This window comes from Pseudomonas izuensis (genome assembly GCF_009861505.1).
Classification (GTDB): domain Bacteria; phylum Pseudomonadota; class Gammaproteobacteria; order Pseudomonadales; family Pseudomonadaceae; genus Aquipseudomonas; species Aquipseudomonas izuensis.
In genome coordinates, this window is sequence record NZ_WTFT01000025.1 from 114,400 (window position 1) to 132,135 (window position 17,736).

Sequence of the window (17,736 nt, forward strand, 5' to 3'; positions counted from 1 at the left end):
GGATGGCGCCCACGAGTGGCGCCACTCCTGTTACACCCGGGTATTGCGGATAATCTTCTGCAGCAAGCCCTTGAGCAAGGCCAGGTCGTCCCAATCCAGGCCTTCGATGGCTTTCTGCTCGGCGGACTTGGCCTGCACGAACAACTTCACCGTTAGCTCGCGCCCCTTCCCCGTCAGGTCGAACTGGCGCGATACGCCCTCGCCTTCCACCGTAATCCAGCCAGCAGTCACCAGCCGGTCCATCTCTGCGTCATCGAAATGATGCTCGCCCAGACTCAGGATCTGATTGATCTGCGCCAAGGTCCGGTGCTTGCCGGCGGCGAGCACGCTGAGGACGAAGTACCCGCACTCGCTCAGCCCCATTGCCTGCCAGGCTGAACGCACCGGCACGGCCAATTGCATGGACGCCACACCGAGCAGAAAGCCCAGGTAGTCCTTGTTGAAACTACTGCTCACATCCTCGGGTTCGGTGACTGCTGCGGCTGCGCGCGGGAAGACCTTGGCATACTTTCCGCCATGGAATGCCAAGGGAGGATGGGCCCAATGATCGAACGCTATGACTTCCCCCACGAAAATTATGTGGTCGCCACCCTCATAGCGGTAGCTAGTGCGGCACTGGAAGCGTGCAGAACAGTCACCCAGCAACGGAATGTCACCGGCCCCCCGCTCCAGCGCAAGCCCCTCGAACTTGTCGATGCCACGCTTGGAAAAACGGTCGGACATCGACTGCTGGTCGGCTGCCAGCACGTGCACGGCGAAATACTCGCCCTCCATGAACGCCGGCAAGCTGCCGGAGGTCTTGGTCAGACTCCAGAGCACCATGGGCGGCTCCAGTGACACAGAATTGAAACTACTGGCTGTCAACCCGACGTCCCGGCCTTCGGCATCCTGGGTGGTGACAATGGTAACGCCGGTGGCGAAAGCGCCCAGCGCATTGCGGAACTGCCGGCTATCAATAGCCACATTTGACTGACTCACGCTGCTCTCCTCGGTTCACCGCTGTTCACCCAGTGCAGGCGAACGATTTGATAAAATCATATTAATTATATATCTATTAATCAAGCCAAATGCTGCGAACAGGTATTGTGTATTCATATAAATCATATATACCATAAAACCGAGAATTACCTTCAGTCAGAAGAGCCATAACAATGAAGACTAAAGTTTGTGAAATGCTAGGCATCGAATTGCCAATCTTCGCTTTCTCCCACTGTCGGGACGTCGTAGCTGAAGTGTCCAAGGCCGGCGGTATGGGGGTATTGGGCGTCAGCGGGTTCTCACCCGAACAGCTTGAACAGGAGCTGATGTGGATTGACGAGCACATCGAAGGTCACCCCTACGCCGTGGACATCCTCATCCCAAATCGCTATGAGCAATCGGCTGCGCGCCTTCAGGGGTTGCCGCCACTACCCGAAGCCAACCAACGCTTTCTCGGCAAGCTCTGTGACGATGCCGGCATGGCCCCCTTACCGGCCGGCGAATCGCAGCGGATGGTCGAGGAGTACCTGGAACGTCTGCACATGACCCCTGAATCGGCGGAGGAGCTGATTGAAATTTCGTTACGCCACCCACTGGTGAAATTGGTGGTCAATGCGCTGGGTACTCCACCCCGGCACAAGGTCGACGAACTTCACGCCCGAGGCGTTAAAGTCGGCTCGTTGGTAGGGCGGCTGGACCACGCCAAGGCACAAGTTGAAGCTGGAGTGGACATCATTATCGCTCAAGGCAGCGAGGCCGGCGGGCATACCGGCACGGTCAGTTCGATGGTGCTCTGGCCCCAAGTGGTCGATGCCGTTGCCCCGATCCCGGTATTGGCTGCGGGCGGCATTGGTCGTGGCCGACAGATGGCCGCCGCCATGGCAATGGGCGCCGAGGGCGTCTGGTGCGGTTCCATCTGGCTGGGCACCGACAAGAGTGAACTGGCCCCTGAAATGAAGCAGCGGTTGTTTGACGCTCGTTCGGAAGAGGCTATTCAGTCCCGCGTGATGACCGGTAAACCCTGTCGCATGTTGCGCAGCAAACTCACAGAAGCATTCGAACAACCCGGCGCGCCAAAACCGTTGCCAATGCCGTTGCAGACCATTTCGGTGTACGAAACGCGTACCCGTATCGAACGCGCCCATGCTGTGGACTACATGAGCCATCCGGTGGGCCAGATCGTTGGCGACATGCACGGTGAAACCACCGTAAAGGAAATCTTCTACAACATGCTCAGCGAATACTTGGACGCCACCGAGCGGCTGCAGGCTCTGGTCGGCGAATAAGCCAATGTGTTTCCGAGGGCCCGGTTCGTGTTCCCCACCGCCGGCCCTCTTTTTATTCCAGTGAGGTCCTCTCCATGAACGAACAGGACATCCACGTGCTGGCCGCACGCCTGTTAATGGCTCGCCAGGCTATGGAACCCGTGGAACCGCCTGCAGACATGACTAAGGCAGAGGCCAGCGCTGTCAAGCAGCGGACACTGGAGCTGATGACAGCAGGCGATCCGGCGCTCATCCGCGGGTACAAAGTTTCCATGTCGATGACCTGGGGCGCATTGACTGGCGACATGATCATCCATGGGCCAGCCACACTGCCCAGGGATCGACTATTCGATCCGCTGGTGGAGACCGAGGCAGTGTTCCGCCTCGACAAAGCCCTGGATCCTACGGCCACCTTGGAAGAGTTGCTTGCCCATTCACATGTTTGCGCAGGAATCGAAGTCGCCGACAGCCGCTGGAGCGGATGGCGACCGAGCGCCAGCGAGCACAGCGCCCGAGGCATTCCCAATCGCGCCCAGATCGAAGCCGACAATGCCCTGAGCGGCATGCTGGTTTTGGGCGGACCGTGGATTGCAGCCCACGAGCTGGGTGATTTCAATCTCAATATGGCGGTCTGGCATGACCATCGCCATTTGGCCGAAGGCTCACTTCTCCACATCATGGATCATCCGGGCAACGCCGTACTTTGGCTCGCCCGGGAGCTGGCCAACAGTGGACTGATACTCGAGGCCGGAACCCTGGTCTCTACGGGCAATCCGTACCGCAATCTGATAACCGTGCCCGAATACGGCGGCCTGTTTGAAGCCCGCCTGGCCGGTGTTGGGTCTGCTTTCGTGACTTTTATATAAGGGTGATCGACGAGGGCTTGATGTGCATAAATATCAATGATACATATGATTAAATCTTTCCCTATATTAAGAAAAACAATAAGGAGTAGTGGCGCATGAAAATCCAAGCAGCCCTGGCGTTCGCAAGCAACGGTCCTCTGAGTATAGAAACGGTTGATATGGCCGAACCCGGCCCCCTGCAGATCCAGGTCAAGCTGGTCGCTACCGGCCTGTGCCACACCGATCTCAACGTATTGGCAAACCCGGCAATGCCCTGGCCTGTGTTATTTGGCCATGAAGGTGCTGGTGTCGTGGAAAAGGTTGGCAGTCAGGTGAGCAAAGTAGCGGTGGGCGATCATGTCATCATGACGACGTCTTCCTGCGGCAAGTGCCCTTCTTGCCTGTCCGCCAACCCTTCTTATTGCACGCGCTTTCGTGAGTTGAACATGTCCGGCGGGAAAACCTGCGAGGGCGGTTGCACGCATCAACACGATGCCAAGCCTGTGTTCGCCGGCTTCCTGGGCCAATCTTCGTTCGCCAGCCACCTGCTGACCAGCGAGCGCAATGTGATCAAAGTCGATGCAGACCTGCCGCTTGATGTACTTGCACCATTGGGTTGCGGAATCCAGACAGGCGCTGGCGCGGTGCTCAATACGCTGCAACCACACCCCGGTTCCAGCCTGGTAGTGTTCGGTGCCGGTGGTGTGGGCCTGGCTGCTCTCATGGCGGCGAAAATTGCAGGCTGCGGGCAGCGGATCGTGGTCGACAAGGTGCAAAGCCGTCTGGCCTTGGCAGAGGAGCTGGGTGCCACCCATGTCATCGATGCGGGAAGTGCCGATGTAATGGCGGCAATCAATGAAATTACCGGCGGCGGCGCCGACTACAGCGTAGAGGCGACGGGCATCCCGGCAGTCATGGAACAAGCCATCGCCGCCCTCGGCATTGGCGGCAGCGTGGTACTGGTCGGCATCGCGGGTGCGCAGGCCAGCGTGTCGTTCAACCCGACCATCGTGCAAAGCAAGAAAATCAAAATCCAGGGCAGCATCATGGCCGGTGCTGGCGGAGTACCGGACCTGTTCATCCCGAAACTGATCGGCTATTGGAAGGCAGGCCTGCTCCCGGTGGAAAAACTGATTCGGTACTACCCATTCGATCAGATCAACCAGGCGATCCACGATGCCCATGACGGCAGCGCGATCAAACCTGTACTGCGCCTGCCCTGAGGAAGAAGCCATGTCCATTGAAAACATCAATCATCGCATCGAGCGACTGTTCGCCCTTCAACGCGCCACCCGCGTGGCTCGCAAGCAGGAAGGCGCCGAAATCCGTGGGGCCAAGTTAGCCCGATTGAAAGACGCAATCGTGGCGCGCATCCCGCAAATTGAACAAGCCCTGTACGAAGACCTGCGCAAGGCGCCCAACGGCGGTAAAGGCGGAGAAATCGCCTCGGTACTGGGCGAGATCGGCACGGCTATCGCCTACCTGGAACATTGGATGGCACCCAAGCCCGTAGCGCAGTCGTCCTACCTGCCAAACACTGCCGCGCACATCCAGTATGAGCCGCGGGGCGTCGTGCTGTTGCTCGGTGCCTGGAACTTTCCGTTTGCCTTGGTCATGGCGCCGCTGGTGGCGATCATTGCCGCCGGCAACAGCGCCATCATCAAGCCCAATGAACTTCAACCCGCTACAAGCACAGTGATCGCCGAACTGATCAACGCCGTGTTCGAGGAACAGGACGTTGCGGTAGTGGAAGGTGGCATTGAAGTCGCCGAGTCGTTGCAAGAACTACCGTTCGACCATGTGTTCTTCACCGGTAGCCCGGCAGTAGGCAAGCGGGTAATGGCTGCCGCCGCGCGGCATTTGAGTACGGTGACACTGGAGTTAGGCGGCAAATGCCCGGCCATTCTCGACAATGCCTACGACCTGAATGAGGCTGCCGCCAAGGTGGTCGGTGGCCGGTTCAACAATGCCGGGCAACTGTGCCTGTCCGTGGACCACGTTTGGGTGCCTAGAGCACTGCATGAAGAATTCTGCCAATTGTTGACCGGAACCATCGAGAAGATGTTTTACGTGAACGGCGAATTGAGTCTTGAGCGCCTTCCACGGATCGTCAACACACGCAACTTTGAGCGAGTACTGGGTTACATCGAAGACGCTTGTCAGCGTGGCGCGCAAGTTTTGCGCGGCGGCCAGTCCGAGCGGGAAAGCCTGACCATCCACCCGACCCTGCTCACCAACGTGCCACTGGATGCACGCATCATGCAGGAAGAGATTTTCGGTCCACTGCTGCCCGTGCTGGCCTATGACAGTCTCGACGAGGTGCTAACGCAAATAGATAGCACGGGCAAACCTCTGGGGATGTACATCTTCAGTCATGACCAGGCTTTCGTCGATCAGGTCCTGTTGGGCACCTCATCCGGTGGGGTTACGATCAACCACGTGATGATGCACTTCGTCGAGAAGAACCTACCGTTCGGAGGCGTCAACGGCAGTGGCATGGGCCGATACCACGGGCACGCCGGATTTCTCGAGCTTTCCAACGCTCGCTCGGTGTTGATTCAGCAGAGCGCCTGAACCTGTGCAAGGAATGGATAACATGTCTCTCGACCCACAAATGCAAGGCCTGCTCAACGCTTTCGGCGCCCTGAAATTGCCGCCTTATGAAGAGCTGACCGCAGAAACATTCAGAGCGCTGGCCGATGCCAAACGCGTTACCCGCGGCCAAGGCGAAAGCCTGGCGCAAGTCAGTGATCGTGTTATTTCCGGCAAGGGTTCGGACGTCACCGTGCGGATCTATCGCCCACACACTGAAGGGGTACTCCCAGCGTTGGTTTACTTCCACGGCGGCGGTTTTGTACTCGGCGACCTTGACAGCCACGACAACCTCTGCCGGGCCTTGAGCAATCGGCTTGGTGCTCTGGTCGTATCGGTGGATTATCGCCGCGCACCAGAAGACCGGTTTCCAGCGGCGTTCAACGATGCCTGGACAGCCGTGCAATGGGTAGCCGAGCAGGCCGCTGCGCTATCGATCGACCCATCACGACTGATGGTGGGTGGCGACAGTGCTGGCGGTAACCTGGCCGCCAATGTCTGCATCAAAGCGCGTGACTGCGGTGGCCCGGCCATCGCGCATCAATTGCTGTTCTATCCGGTCTGCGACAACGATTTGAGCCGTACTTCCTACCGCGAGGTAGGCAGTGGTTATTTCCTTGAAACTGACATGATGCGCTGGTTCTGGGGGCAGTATCTGACTGCTCCGCAGGATGCCGACAAACCTTACTGCTGCCCACTCAAGACTGACGACTTGAGTAATTTGCCTCCTGCGACCCTGGTCGTCGGCGGTTACGATCCGCTCAAGGACGAAGGTCTGGCCTATATCGATCGTCTGCGCGTGGCGGGTGTGGTGGTTCATAGCCTGGTCTACCCGGGTGCCATTCATGGCTTCATGAGCTACATCGGGATGCTCCAGCTATCCGACCAGGCCCTCGACGAGACCATTGATTCACTGCAAACCGTGCTGGCTCGTGACTGAAAAACAGACGCCATACAATAAAAATTGATAAGGACCGCGTCATGGAAATTCAAAGTAAATATTTTCTGGTAACCGGTGCTGCTTCAGGTCTGGGGCTGGCAACAGCCAAACGACTGCTGGCAGCCGGCGCGCATGTGCTGCTGTGCGACGCCAACTCGGACATCGGTCGAGTGGTTGAAGAACTGGGACCCATGGCCAAGGGCCTGCTTGGCGATGTACGTAGTGAAGGCGACATGCGTCAGGCCGTCGAGGCTGCCAGCGGATCAGATGGCCTGCACGGTGTGATCCATTGTGCCGGCATTGCTGAAACCGAGTTCCTGCTTGATGCCGATGGCAATCCGGCGAGTCTGGCGAACTATCAACGAATCATTGATATCAATCTGGTCGGCACCTTCAACGTTCTTCGCCTGGCGGCGGCACGCATGCGCAGCAATCCGGTCGTTGGTCCCGATAATGAACGTGGCGTCATCGTGACTGTAGCTTCGGTGTGTGCTTTCGATGGAGGTGCTGGCCAGGTGGGTTATGGTGCGTCCAAGGCTGGCGTGGTGGGCATGACCCTGCCCGCGGCCCGGGAGCTGGGCAACCATGGCATCCGCGTTGTAAGTGTGGCGCCGGGGCCGTTCGCCACCGCGATGCTTGCCGACAAACCCAGCGATCGCTTGCAGGCTTCGGCTCAGGCAACGCCTTTCCCTCGTCGCCTTGGTCAAGCTGAAGACTTTGCACTACTGGCCGAGCAAATCATCGTCAACGTCATGCTCAATGGTGAAACCATTCGGCTCGATGGTGGGATCCGCTTGCGCTGAGTCTGCAGCAGCTCCTGTGCGGGCGGCTGGTGTCTGAGCCGCCCCGCCTTTTGAATCACACTATCAGACCAGCCCCTTCAAACCAATGCTTGCGTCAGCCAACTGTTCGGCTTTTACCGCAACGCGCTGCTGGATCAAGCGACGAGCCTGCATGAAGTCCGCCGGACGACCAACACAATCGACAGCAATCAGTTGTCCGCCCTTGAGATAGAACGCACTGAACTGACCGTCAGCCAATGCACCGCGCAGGACGAACTGGTCATGTCCTTCAGACAGCCCCGCCATTTGTAACTTCAATCCATATTGATCCGACCAGAACCAGGGCAACGCCTCTAATTGCTGATTCTGCCCGCAGAGGTTCGCCGCGATACAGCGCGCGTGCTCATTGGCATTGGGTACGGATTCCAGGCGCATGCGTCGTCCAAAAAAACCACAGGGATGATTTGCACAGTCTCCGGCAGCATAAATGTCTGGATCACTGGTTATGCAGGATGCGTCGACCCTAATGCCATTTTCCAGCGCCAAACCTGCCTGCTCGGCCAATTCGGTATTGGGAATCAACCCCACGCCAACGACCACCCGGTCGGCAGGTATGACCCGACCATCGGCCAGCACCACCGTTGCGACGTTCTTGCCCGACGCATCGGCGTGGAATCCCACCACAGCAGCGTTGGTGAGCACTTCCACGCCGTGACCACGATGGAGGTCCTCGTAGAACTGCGACAGCTGTGGGGCCGTGACTCGGGCCAGTACTCGTTCGGCCTGTTCCAACACTGTGACGATGTGGCCACATCCATTGGCTACCGCCGCCACCTCCAGCCCGACATAACCTCCCCCGACAATGACCAGGCGCTGTCCGGCCTGCCAGCCATCACGAATTGCCATCACATCCTGTTGAGTTCGCAAGACCTCGACACCTGCAAGCTCCGCCCCCGGCAACGCCAGTCGCCGCGCCCTACCGCCTGTGGCCAGAACCAGCTTGCCGTAACCAAAACGTTGCCCGTCGTGGAGCTCTACCTGGTGCAAATCGGGTAATAGCCGAACGACTGAAGCCCCCAGCATGCACTCAATCCGGTTTTGATCATAAGCCGCAGCGGGCCAAAGCTGCAGGGATTCCAGCGAAGCTTCGCCGCGCAAAAACTGCTTTGACAACGGTGGGCGCTGATAGGGCAAAACCGGCTCATCACTGACCAAAAGAACGCTGCCCGCGTATCCCTGCTGTCGAAGTGTAAACGCCGTTTGTGCAGCGGCCTGCCCGCCACCGACGATCAGAACGTCATAGACCTTGGTTGACTCCAACATCGTAGTGCACCTTTCGCTGAGGATCTTGTTGCAATCACATTAATCATCTATAAGATACAAATCAACAATCATGACTCAATTGTTGAAACGCGGCAGATGATTTGTCTCACCCCACTAAAAATAAGAGGTGTAACTCATGAAGCTTGGTGATATCGACCTGTCCGACTCTGGCGTTTTTGAGCGCGGCGTCCCCTATGAATACTTCGCCTTCCTGCGAAAGGAGCACCCGGTAAGCTGGCAGCCACGCGCGGACGGTAGCGGGTTCTGGTCGGTGACTCGCTACAAGGACATCATGGAAGTAGAGAACAACGTTGAGGTGTTCAGCTCGGAGACGGGCGTATCACCGCTCGAAGTTCCCGAAGAGGTGCTGGCCGCAACCGTGGGCAAAATGATCATCCTCTCCGACCCCCCGCGCCATGCCACCTTGCGCAAGCTGATCATGAGTGGCTTCACCCCCAAGGCTATCTCGAAAATCGAGGAGCGCATCCGCCAGCTGGCGGTGGACTCCATCGATGCCGTAATCGAGCAAGGCCGCTGTGACTTCCATGACCTGGCCGCGCACATGCCCATCGAAGTGGTCGCCGACCTGCTTGGCGTGCCTGCCGAAGATCGGCAGAACCTGTTCAACTGGGCCAATGCCATGTTTGGTGGCGAAGATCCGCGCATCTCCAGCGCAGGCGGCATGCACAAGGCGCAACAGGAAATGTTCGCCTATGCCATGCAACTTGCGGTCAAGCGTCGCGCCCAACCCACTGAAGACGTGTTCAGCCTGGTCGCCAACGCCCAGCAGGATGGCGAGATGCTGTCCGAGTTTGATCTCGGCTGCTTCTTCCTGATTCTGGCCACTGCCGGTAACGAGACCACTCGTACGCAGATTCTGCATGGCACGCTGCAACTGATCGAGAATCCGGAGTCGATGCAGGCACTGCGCGAGGACCTCTCGCTGCTACCTAACGCCGTCGAAGAAATGTTGCGAGTCACCACACCGGCGTTGTGCTTTGCACGCAAGGCCAAAGCCGATTACGTGCTCGACGGCCACACCATCAAGGCTGGCGACAAGGTAGTGATGTGGTATTGCTCGGGCAACCGGGATGAAACCGTCTTCAGCGAACCGAACAGGTTCGATATCCGCCGCGCCAACGCTCGCGAGCACATGGCCTTCGGTCACAAGACAGGTATCCACCGCTGCCTCGGTGCCATGTTGGCTCGTTCCGAACTGTTGGCAATGTTCAAGGAACTCGTTACCCGCCTGCCGGACATCCAGTTGGACGGCGAAGTGGAACGCCTGCGCTCGAACTTCACCAACGGCATCAACCACATGCCGGTGCGTTTTAGCCCAGGTAAATCGGCCAACGCCGACACCAGCTTGAGCTTCTATGCCTCCAATGCCTCACGCCCACAAACCTGCCCCTTCACCGGCGCGATTGCCCACTCGCATTCATCCCACTGATAAGGACAATAAAAGATGAGCATTACCCTCACTCACCTCGCCACCGCCACACTCAAACTGGGTACGCCTGCCTATCTCCCCAATACGCCTCGTGGTACTCGTGCGATCGTCGACGTGCTTTCGGCACAGTGGGAAGGCGAGCGCCTCAATGCCACGCTCAAGCCGATTGCTGCGGCCGACTGGGCGTTGGTCAGCCCGGACGGCACCTTGCACGTCGATGTGCGCTGCACCCTGGAAACCCATGATGGTGCGCTGATCCATGTCAGCTACACCGGTCGTGCAGGCGTCGGCCCCGAGGGCACTTCACCGCTCATGATCACACCGACCTTCGAAACCGGCGACAGCCGATATGCCTGGCTGAATAAAGTCCAGGCCATCGGGCGCGGCATCAAGGGCGAGAACGATACCCTCGTCTACGACATCTACCAGGCGAACTGACTCATGTTCCAGCCCCTGCCAAACACCGCTTCACTCTCTGGTACAGGTAACGATGCGCGCGGCTTGAAATTAACGCCGCAATTCATCGCCGTGGCCACCGACTGTGTTGTCCGAATGGGGCTGGACAAAGTCTCTGTCGATGACATCGCCCGGGCTACTGGCCTTTCCCGAGCGACCCTGTATCGCCGCTATGGCAGCAAGGAAGGTTTATTTGCTGCCGTACTCGATGCCCAGTCACGCCCCATGGAAGCCACGGCTCAACAGATTCTGACCGGGGCCGATTCGCTGCCGGAGCGGATTGCCCAATTTGTCTGTTGGTCGGTTCTGGAAGTCCCTCGCAACGCGCTGCTCGGGAGCCTGCTCGACAGCGGTGTATCGCGCAGTGGCCTGGAACTGTTCAGTTCGGTATTTCGTACCAAGATCAGTCGCATCCTGCTGCCGGTTATCGGCGCCGCCAAAGCCCGCGGAGAACTGCGTGCCGAACTCGACGTTGATGAAATGATCGAGTGGCTGGTTCGCCAGCTTCTACAGATCAAGGCCAGCGATGACTGGACAGCGGAGAGCCTGCGCCATCACCTGGATACCTTTGTATTACCCGTACTGATACCACCAAATACCCCTCTCCAGCCAAGTCTGGAGGGTACCGAAGGAGTCGAATCGCGTCTGGCAAGACTTGAGGCACGACTTCTGGAAGTTCATCAATTACTGGCTTTGTTTCGCCAGGAAATCAACAGTCATCCCCCCTATAACAATAACGGACACTAACCGATGCCAAACCTTACCTACATCGAAGCCAACGGAAACGTGCATAGCGTACAGGCCAACGAAGGCACCAACCTGATGGAAATTGCTGTCGCCAATCTGATACCCGGGATACTGGGCGACTGTGGCGGTAGCTGCAGCTGCGCAACCTGCCACACTTATGTAGACCCGAGCTGGGTGGCAAGCGTACCGGCAGCCACTGACGAGGAACTTGAAATTCTCGAAGGCGCCCTGGACGTTCGGGAAAACAGCCGCCTGGCGTGTCAGGTAGTAATGAGCAGTGCCCTTGACGGGCTAGTGGTGCGTATACCGCATCGCCAGTTCTGAGTCGTTCGGTTCGTCAAGCTACTACCGCCATTCTGAATGCGGCGAAGGGACCACTGCGTCTCGGCTCCCGAGCCAATGTGCAGAACATCGGGAGCCTTGAGTACTCGCAGCAATGGCGCGCAGCTACGGCTCCAGTAGCTTTTCACGCAATATTCGACACTGCGCAGGGCCCATGCCCAGGCCCTGGATCAGGTAGTTGTCGATACTCCCGTATTGTTGGTCGATGGCTGCATAGGCGAATTGCAAAAATGCCGGATGGACCTGCAACAAGGTTGTCAGCACCTCGCGGTTGGCCTGACCACCGCTATGCGCGACCATTGCAGCAACTTGCTGTTTCACAATGTCGCCGGTGAGGCGGTTGGTCGCCAGGTAATCCTCGAGAATGGTCGCACGCGGCATCCCAATGGCTGTCAACCTAACGCTGCGGCCAGGCTGACTATAGGGCGGCACCGTTTGCTGCGTAGTATCTGCGGGATGCAATAGCCGCCCCACCAATGGTCAAGGCCAATGCTGCAATGTGCAGTGGTTTCAAATTCAGGATCCTTGTTCAGCCATGATTACTTCGGCCCTCGACGCGCCAACGTCGAGGGCTCCCTTTTCACGCTGGCATGCTCACTGTTTTCAAACGGATGAACTCGTCCAGCCCTGGACGTCCGCCTTCCTTGCCATAACCGGACAGGCCGATGCCGCCAAATGGTGCGCAGGCTGGAATATTGCGCGTGCCGTTAATATGCACATAGCCGGTTTTCAACGCCGCGGCCATGCGGTTGGCGCGGCCCAGGTCATGAGTCTGGACATAGCCGCCCAAGCCATAGCCGGTGGAGTTTGCAAGGGCAATGGCTTGCTCCTCCGTCTTGAAGCGCTGGATCACCAGCACCGGACCGAACACCTCCTGCTGGGAGATTTCGCTGGCTGGATCGACGTCCGCGAACACCGTGGGTCGCAGGTAGTAGCCGTTGGCGTACTCGCCGCCAAGCCGCTCGCCACCCAGCACCAGGCGCCCGGCACCACTGCGCTTGGCCCGTTCCACCATGCCGAGGATGCGTGTGCAGGCATCCTCGTTGATTACCGGACCGACAATGGTGTTCGGGTCGAACGGATCGCCCAGCGGCAGGTGCCCGGCCACCGTCCTGACTGCCTCTACCATGGCGTCATAGATGCTGTCCTGCACCAGCAGCCGAGTCGGTAGTTCACAACCCTGACCACTGAGCAGGCCAACACTCCAAAATGCCGCCATCTGCGCCACGGACACGACGTCCGCATCCTCGAAAACGATGTTGGCGGACTTGCCACCCAGCTCCAGTACAGCGGGCTTGAGCAGATCGGCACACTGGTGAAGGATTTTGCGCGCCGTCACCGGGCCGCCAGTGAAGGTCACCTTCTGCACGTCCGGATGGCCTATCAGGGCTTGCGCCGCCTCAGTGGAGCCCGGCAGCACGTTGATCACCCCCGGTGGAATCCCGGCCTGCAACGCGAGCTTGGCGAACAAATGGGCGACGAACGGCGTTTGCTCGGCAGGCTTGATCACCACGGTGTTGCCGGCGGCCAGCGCTGGAGCCACCTTCATGCCGAGAGAAATCAGCGGGCCGTTCCAGGTGATGATGATGCCGATCACCCCGTAAGGCTCGGGCCGGGTGTAGATGAGCTCCCCGGCTGGCGGCATGGATACTACCTGACCATCGATCTTGTCGGCCCAACCGGCGTAGTAGCGCGTCCACTCCGCGCCCAGACGCGGACCACCGGCGCCCACCGTGATTGGCGTACCGCCTTCGATAGCGGCCAGGCGGATAAACTCATCGGTGTGTTTCTCGATAAGGTCGGCAAAACGGTTCAGTAACAACGCGCGCTGCTCCCCCGGAAAGCGCCGCCAGAGCTCGAAGGCCTGGCTGGCACATGCCACCGCCTGGTTAACCTCGGCCGGTCCGGCCAGAGGAATGTTGGCCTGGTGATCACCGGTGGCCGGGTTGATATGGGCAAACACGCCACCACTGGCACTGCTCAACTCATGCTCGCCGATCAACAGGCTGCAGTCGGGTGGGGTACGGTCATGGCTCATCTTGTTGTACTCCTTAGCTGGGGTCAGAGGCGAATCTGCTGGCCGTCATCGACCGCGATGATCTGCCCGCGCACGTAACTGGCCGCATCCGACAGCAGAAACAGTCCAACCTGGGCGATGAGGTCCGGCGTGGCCACGCGCTCGGTAGGACGACCGAGCATTTGTCCCCAATGGGCCATCTGCTCCACGCTCATCAACGGCTGCATGCCCTCGGTGGCAACCGTACCGGGAGCGACAGCATTGACGCGGATATTGTCCTTGGCCAACTCGCGCGCCAGGTTGATGGTCAGCCCGTTGACCCCCAGCTTGGTCAGCGAATAGACGCCGGTAGCCTGGTAGGCGCCAATCGAGGACACATTGACAATCGCACCGCCGCCACGCCTACGCATCGCTGGCACCGCAGCACGGGCCATCCATAGCTGCCCGTTAAGCATGACCTCGGTGATTTGTCGGTACTTTTCCACGGGAATGTCGATCAGCGAGGGGAAGGCTGCCGCCGACAACAGGCCGGCATTGTTGACCAGGTAATCGATGCCGCCAAAACGCTCTTCAGCAGACTTCACACAGGCCTCGCAGGAAGCCAGGTCACCCACGTCAGTACGCACCGCCAGCAACTGATCCTTGAAACCCAGCTCGTCGACAGCCTTTTGTGCCTGATCCAGGTTGATATCGGCGATCACCACACACGCACCCTGCTCCACCAGCAAACGAACATACTCACGCCCCATGCCCTGGGCACCACCGGTAACGATCGCCACCTTGTTATCGAAACTCATGTGCTGGCACTCCTTCTTATTGTTATCGCTTGTTAATGCGCCGCGCATGACGGACGGCAGACTCGCCATGGCAAATTCATATAGATGATACGCATGAATATTTTTGAAATACAAACCGTATCTGCAGTCACAAGGAATCCGCGAATAAATATAAATCATATTAATTATTTACTTGACGAGCGACAGAACCCTAAATACGATCAAAACTCAGATACGTCATGTATTTCAAAATCGCAATGAACACAAGGGAGAATGCCTTGGCCAGAATCACCCGGCAGGAAAGCCAGGACATAACCCGGCAATGTCTGCGCACCGCGGCGCGTGGTGAGTTCGCCCAGTACGGTGTCGCCGGTGCATCGATCGATCGCATCACAGAGGCTGCCGGATACTCACGCGGCGCGTTCTACTCCAACTACTCCAGCAAGAGCGAACTGGCTTTGGAGCTATTGAGCGAAAACAACTCCCTGGCCATCGCCCAGTGGCGCGCGCTGATCGACGAATCCCTGGATCCCGCCACACTGTTGCAGCATCTGGAAAAACAATTCGACCTGGACGCCAGCCAGCGCCATTGGTGGTTGCTCGCCGTAGAACTACGCCTGGAGGCCGAGCGGTCACCGGAGTTCGGCAAACGCTTTGAAACCGTCAATGGCGAGATCAGGCAACAGTTGCTGGAGATGATCCGTAGCCTGTGCCGCGCCACCGGCTGCGAAGCCAGCGTCGACCCGGATTACATCACCTTCGTTGTCCACACCTTCACCCATGGCCTGCAGTTTGAGCGCGGCACCTCACCGGATCGCTTCGGCAGCCCCGGAAAACTATTTATCCGACTGGTCTACGACCTGCTAGGTCGTCCCGCTGGTTTCAAGCTGTCCCGATAGAGGATTTGGCCTAAAGAGGTGCGCGCAACGATTGTGGCGCGATTGGGTTTAAGCGGCAGCGACTACGACGAGCAAACAAAGTCGATCCTTGTGGTCGCCACCGAAGAAGGTACTGAAGTCAAAACAGATCCTTGTTACCGAGGACACCTCATCCGAGCTTTCCGCAGAAGAGATCGTGGCCTCCATCGGCTGGGCTTCCTCGCACAACCAATGCATAGCCACCGGAACGAAGCGTGTCATATGCCACCGGTACGCTCTTTCCGAGATGGATGCCCGGCCCAGGCCGGTAATAATCCGTGTTCACACTTTGGTTAAGCTCATAGACAGGCTTTCCTCCAAGACTGCTACAGCTTCCCGAATACACATACATGTATAAGTGCGCAGGGTATGTAGCCTGGATGGGTACACCACTGACAAAGAGCCAAAGATCCGTTTGACTCCCCATCGGGGTGAGAGTGACTTCAGCGATACGCCCGGAATTGCTCATAGTCGCGTTCAGGGGAACTGAGGTGATTTGCTGCGGTGAAGTTGCACATCCGGACATCGATCCGATCGCTACTACCAGCGCCAGCGAAGAAACGATTTTCATCGTATACCTCTCGATTTGTAAGGACACGTTGAAGTGGTCCCCCTTATGAATTCTAGACCTCCCGGTAAAGCGGGCATTTCTTCGGATAGTCGGTCGAAAAGTTTTGGCAAAAATGCGCAGTATTTACAGCTTGAGTGCACGGGTAGGCCTGCCGAATTCCTGCACAACACGGAGCCATTTCCGAACCTCACTCCAACAATCATATAAAAAATATTACTAATCAATGATGTATCAATCATATGTCGTATATCCAATCCGGAGATGCAGAGTTTTTTGCGCCCATATACTCGACGTCTCACCTCAATGTGACAGGGAGTGGATATGACAATTACAAAAAACATCCAGTGGCTATTAACCGATCCGCCAATGCTCGTCGACTACTGCCTGGAGGCCTGGGATCACCTACCTCGCGAGGAGGTAGACGCGCTGCAACTGGCAGGCCTGAAGCAACGCTTCGCACAACTGCGCAATGCCATCCCTATGCTGAAGAAGCTCGCGGACGCAGAGAATGTGGACAGCATTGACAATTTCAACGATGTCGTCCCGCTATTGTTCGACCACACCATTTACAAATCCTACCCACCATCACTGCTGGAAAATAATCGCTTCCAACACATCAACAAATGGCTGGCAAAACTCACACTCCACCCTGTCGAAGAGATCGATGTCTCACACTGCCAGAGCATTGATGAATGGTTGGAGGTGATGGACGCCGCCTTGCCGCAACTGCGCATTTCCCATTCGACCGGGACTTCAGGCACCGTATCTTTCCTGCCGCACAGCCAGAGCGAAATCGACAAAAATGGCGCAATGAAGCAGATGAGCGTCTGGAACCTCGGCAGCCCGCTACGCAGCGAACGCCCAGAACTGCATGTGGCCTACCCGTTTTTCCGCTCAGGATGTTCGTCGCATTTGCGTGGCAACGATGGCATCGTCAAGCACCTCTTGCGCGGCGAAGAGTACTTTCACGCAGCCTATCCCACGAAAATGAGCTCCGATGTGCTCTACCTGTCTGCACGCATCAGGGGAGCCCAAGCCAAAGGCACCCTGGACCGGTTGAAGGTGAACCCAGCAATACTGGCACGCAAAGAGGAACATGACGCGCTGCAGGCGAAGATGCCCGCCCATCTCAAGCAATTCTTTCAGCATATAGCGCAAGAATTGCGGGGTAAGCGCATTTACGTATGGGCCACTTGGAACCTGCTTCATAACATGGCAAAGGCCGGGCTGGAGACAGGCCTGGAGGGTGTGTTCTCCGCCGACTCCTATGTCAGCACAGGCGGAGGGACCAAGGGGTTGATACAACCAGCCGGCTGGCGCGAGGACGTGCTGCGATTCACCGGAGCAAAAGAATTGCACGAGCTCTATGCCATGAGTGAAGTACTGGCCACGCACATGCGCTGCGAGCACGGCCACTATCATCTTTCACACTTGGCGATCCCCTTTCAACTCGACCCGCAAACAAGCGAACCGCTACCCCGACATGGTCGCATCACCGGGCGCGCGGCGTTCTTTGATCTGGGAGCCGACTCGCGTTGGGGCGGTTTCATATCCGGCGATGAGATCACCATCGAATGGGATCAGCACTGCACCTGCGGTCGCACCAGCCGGTACATTGTCGGTGAAGTGCAGCGTTACAGCGAAAAGAATGGTGGTGACGACAAGATTACCTGTGCTGGCACAGAAAGCGCTCACCAGGAAGCGATGGACTTTCTAAACAACCTGGGAGAATGAT

General features: G+C 57.8%; 17 protein-coding genes. 12 read left to right on the top strand and 5 right to left on the bottom strand.

Translation table 11 applies throughout. The features are described from left to right. Positions 1-30: 30 nt before the first annotated feature. On the bottom strand, positions 31-978 hold the full coding sequence (locus tag GPL81_RS20485; protein ID WP_160108198.1) for a flavin reductase family protein: 948 nt from the start codon (positions 976-978) through the stop codon (positions 31-33). Between the two features lie 173 nt (positions 979-1,151). Here GPL81_RS20485 and GPL81_RS20490 point away from each other — a divergent pair, with 173 nt between their 5' ends. The 6 genes from GPL81_RS20490 (at position 1,152) to GPL81_RS20515 (ending at position 7,423) form a co-directional block, all read left to right on the top strand. Then, positions 1,152-2,264 (top strand): nitronate monooxygenase, encoded by a 1,113-nt coding sequence (locus GPL81_RS20490; protein ID WP_160108199.1) that lies wholly within the window; start codon positions 1,152-1,154, stop codon positions 2,262-2,264. 74 nt (positions 2,265-2,338) lie between these two features. Then, positions 2,339-3,109 (top strand): 2-keto-4-pentenoate hydratase, encoded by a 771-nt coding sequence (locus GPL81_RS20495; protein WP_160108200.1) that lies wholly within the window; start codon positions 2,339-2,341, stop codon positions 3,107-3,109. Positions 3,110-3,204: 95 nt separating this feature from the next. Further along, the gene (locus GPL81_RS20500) at positions 3,205-4,311 is read left to right on the top strand and encodes an NAD(P)-dependent alcohol dehydrogenase (RefSeq protein ID WP_160108201.1); all 1,107 of its coding nucleotides are present in this window, start codon (positions 3,205-3,207) and stop codon (positions 4,309-4,311) included. A gap of 10 nt (positions 4,312-4,321) precedes the next feature. Beyond that, positions 4,322-5,662, top strand: a complete 1,341-nt coding sequence (locus GPL81_RS20505) for an aldehyde dehydrogenase family protein (RefSeq protein ID WP_160108202.1) — start codon at positions 4,322-4,324, stop codon at positions 5,660-5,662. A gap of 22 nt (positions 5,663-5,684) precedes the next feature. Beyond that, complete coding sequence (locus GPL81_RS20510; RefSeq protein ID WP_160108203.1) at positions 5,685-6,620, top strand: alpha/beta hydrolase; 936 nt, start codon at positions 5,685-5,687, stop codon at positions 6,618-6,620. A 41-nt stretch (positions 6,621-6,661) separates the two neighbouring features. Beyond that, positions 6,662-7,423, top strand: a complete 762-nt coding sequence (locus GPL81_RS20515; protein WP_160108204.1) for an SDR family NAD(P)-dependent oxidoreductase — start codon at positions 6,662-6,664, stop codon at positions 7,421-7,423. Between the two features lie 63 nt (positions 7,424-7,486). Here the strand turns inward: GPL81_RS20515 and GPL81_RS20520 are convergent, their stop codons facing one another. Then, positions 7,487-8,725, bottom strand: coding sequence for an NAD(P)/FAD-dependent oxidoreductase (locus GPL81_RS20520; protein ID WP_160108205.1), 1,239 nt, complete (start codon positions 8,723-8,725; stop codon positions 7,487-7,489). 136 nt (positions 8,726-8,861) lie between these two features. On the opposite strand from GPL81_RS20520, the gene GPL81_RS20525 reads away from it, so the two are divergent. The 4 genes from GPL81_RS20525 to GPL81_RS20540 are packed head-to-tail and all read left to right on the top strand — an operon-like array spanning position 8,862 to position 11,702. Further along, positions 8,862-10,175 (top strand): cytochrome P450, encoded by a 1,314-nt coding sequence (locus GPL81_RS20525; RefSeq protein ID WP_160108206.1) that lies wholly within the window; start codon positions 8,862-8,864, stop codon positions 10,173-10,175. A gap of 15 nt (positions 10,176-10,190) precedes the next feature. Next, complete coding sequence (locus GPL81_RS20530; RefSeq protein WP_160108207.1) at positions 10,191-10,613, top strand: DUF3237 domain-containing protein; 423 nt, start codon at positions 10,191-10,193, stop codon at positions 10,611-10,613. A gap of 3 nt (positions 10,614-10,616) precedes the next feature. Next, positions 10,617-11,378 (top strand): TetR/AcrR family transcriptional regulator, encoded by a 762-nt coding sequence (locus tag GPL81_RS20535; RefSeq protein ID WP_160108208.1) that lies wholly within the window; start codon positions 10,617-10,619, stop codon positions 11,376-11,378. A 3-nt stretch (positions 11,379-11,381) separates the two neighbouring features. Then, on the top strand, positions 11,382-11,702 hold the full coding sequence (locus GPL81_RS20540) for a 2Fe-2S iron-sulfur cluster-binding protein (RefSeq protein ID WP_160108209.1): 321 nt from the start codon (positions 11,382-11,384) through the stop codon (positions 11,700-11,702). Positions 11,703-11,825: 123 nt separating this feature from the next. On the opposite strand, the gene GPL81_RS20545 is transcribed toward GPL81_RS20540, so the two are convergent. The 3 genes from GPL81_RS20545 to GPL81_RS20555 all read right to left on the bottom strand — a co-directional run bounded on the left by GPL81_RS20545 (position 11,826) and on the right by GPL81_RS20555 (position 14,534). Then, on the bottom strand, positions 11,826-12,194 hold the full coding sequence (locus GPL81_RS20545; protein ID WP_343038528.1) for a tyrosine-protein phosphatase: 369 nt from the start codon (positions 12,192-12,194) through the stop codon (positions 11,826-11,828). Between the two features lie 106 nt (positions 12,195-12,300). Continuing rightward, a complete protein-coding gene (locus GPL81_RS20550) occupies positions 12,301-13,758 on the bottom strand; it encodes an aldehyde dehydrogenase family protein (RefSeq protein ID WP_160108211.1) in 1,458 nt (485 codons plus the stop codon). Between the two features lie 23 nt (positions 13,759-13,781). Then, complete coding sequence (locus GPL81_RS20555) at positions 13,782-14,534, bottom strand: SDR family NAD(P)-dependent oxidoreductase (protein WP_160108212.1); 753 nt, start codon at positions 14,532-14,534, stop codon at positions 13,782-13,784. Between the two features lie 257 nt (positions 14,535-14,791). Between GPL81_RS20555 and GPL81_RS20560 the strand changes: the two genes are divergently transcribed. Together GPL81_RS20560 and GPL81_RS20565 are read left to right on the top strand one after the other, a co-directional pair. Continuing rightward, the gene (locus tag GPL81_RS20560; protein WP_160108213.1) at positions 14,792-15,412 is read left to right on the top strand and encodes a TetR/AcrR family transcriptional regulator; all 621 of its coding nucleotides are present in this window, start codon (positions 14,792-14,794) and stop codon (positions 15,410-15,412) included. Between the two features lie 910 nt (positions 15,413-16,322). Beyond that, positions 16,323-17,735: a hypothetical protein gene (locus GPL81_RS20565; protein ID WP_160108214.1), complete on the top strand. Its 1,413-nt coding sequence runs from the start codon at positions 16,323-16,325 to the stop codon at positions 17,733-17,735. Position 17,736: the final 1 nt, after the last annotated feature.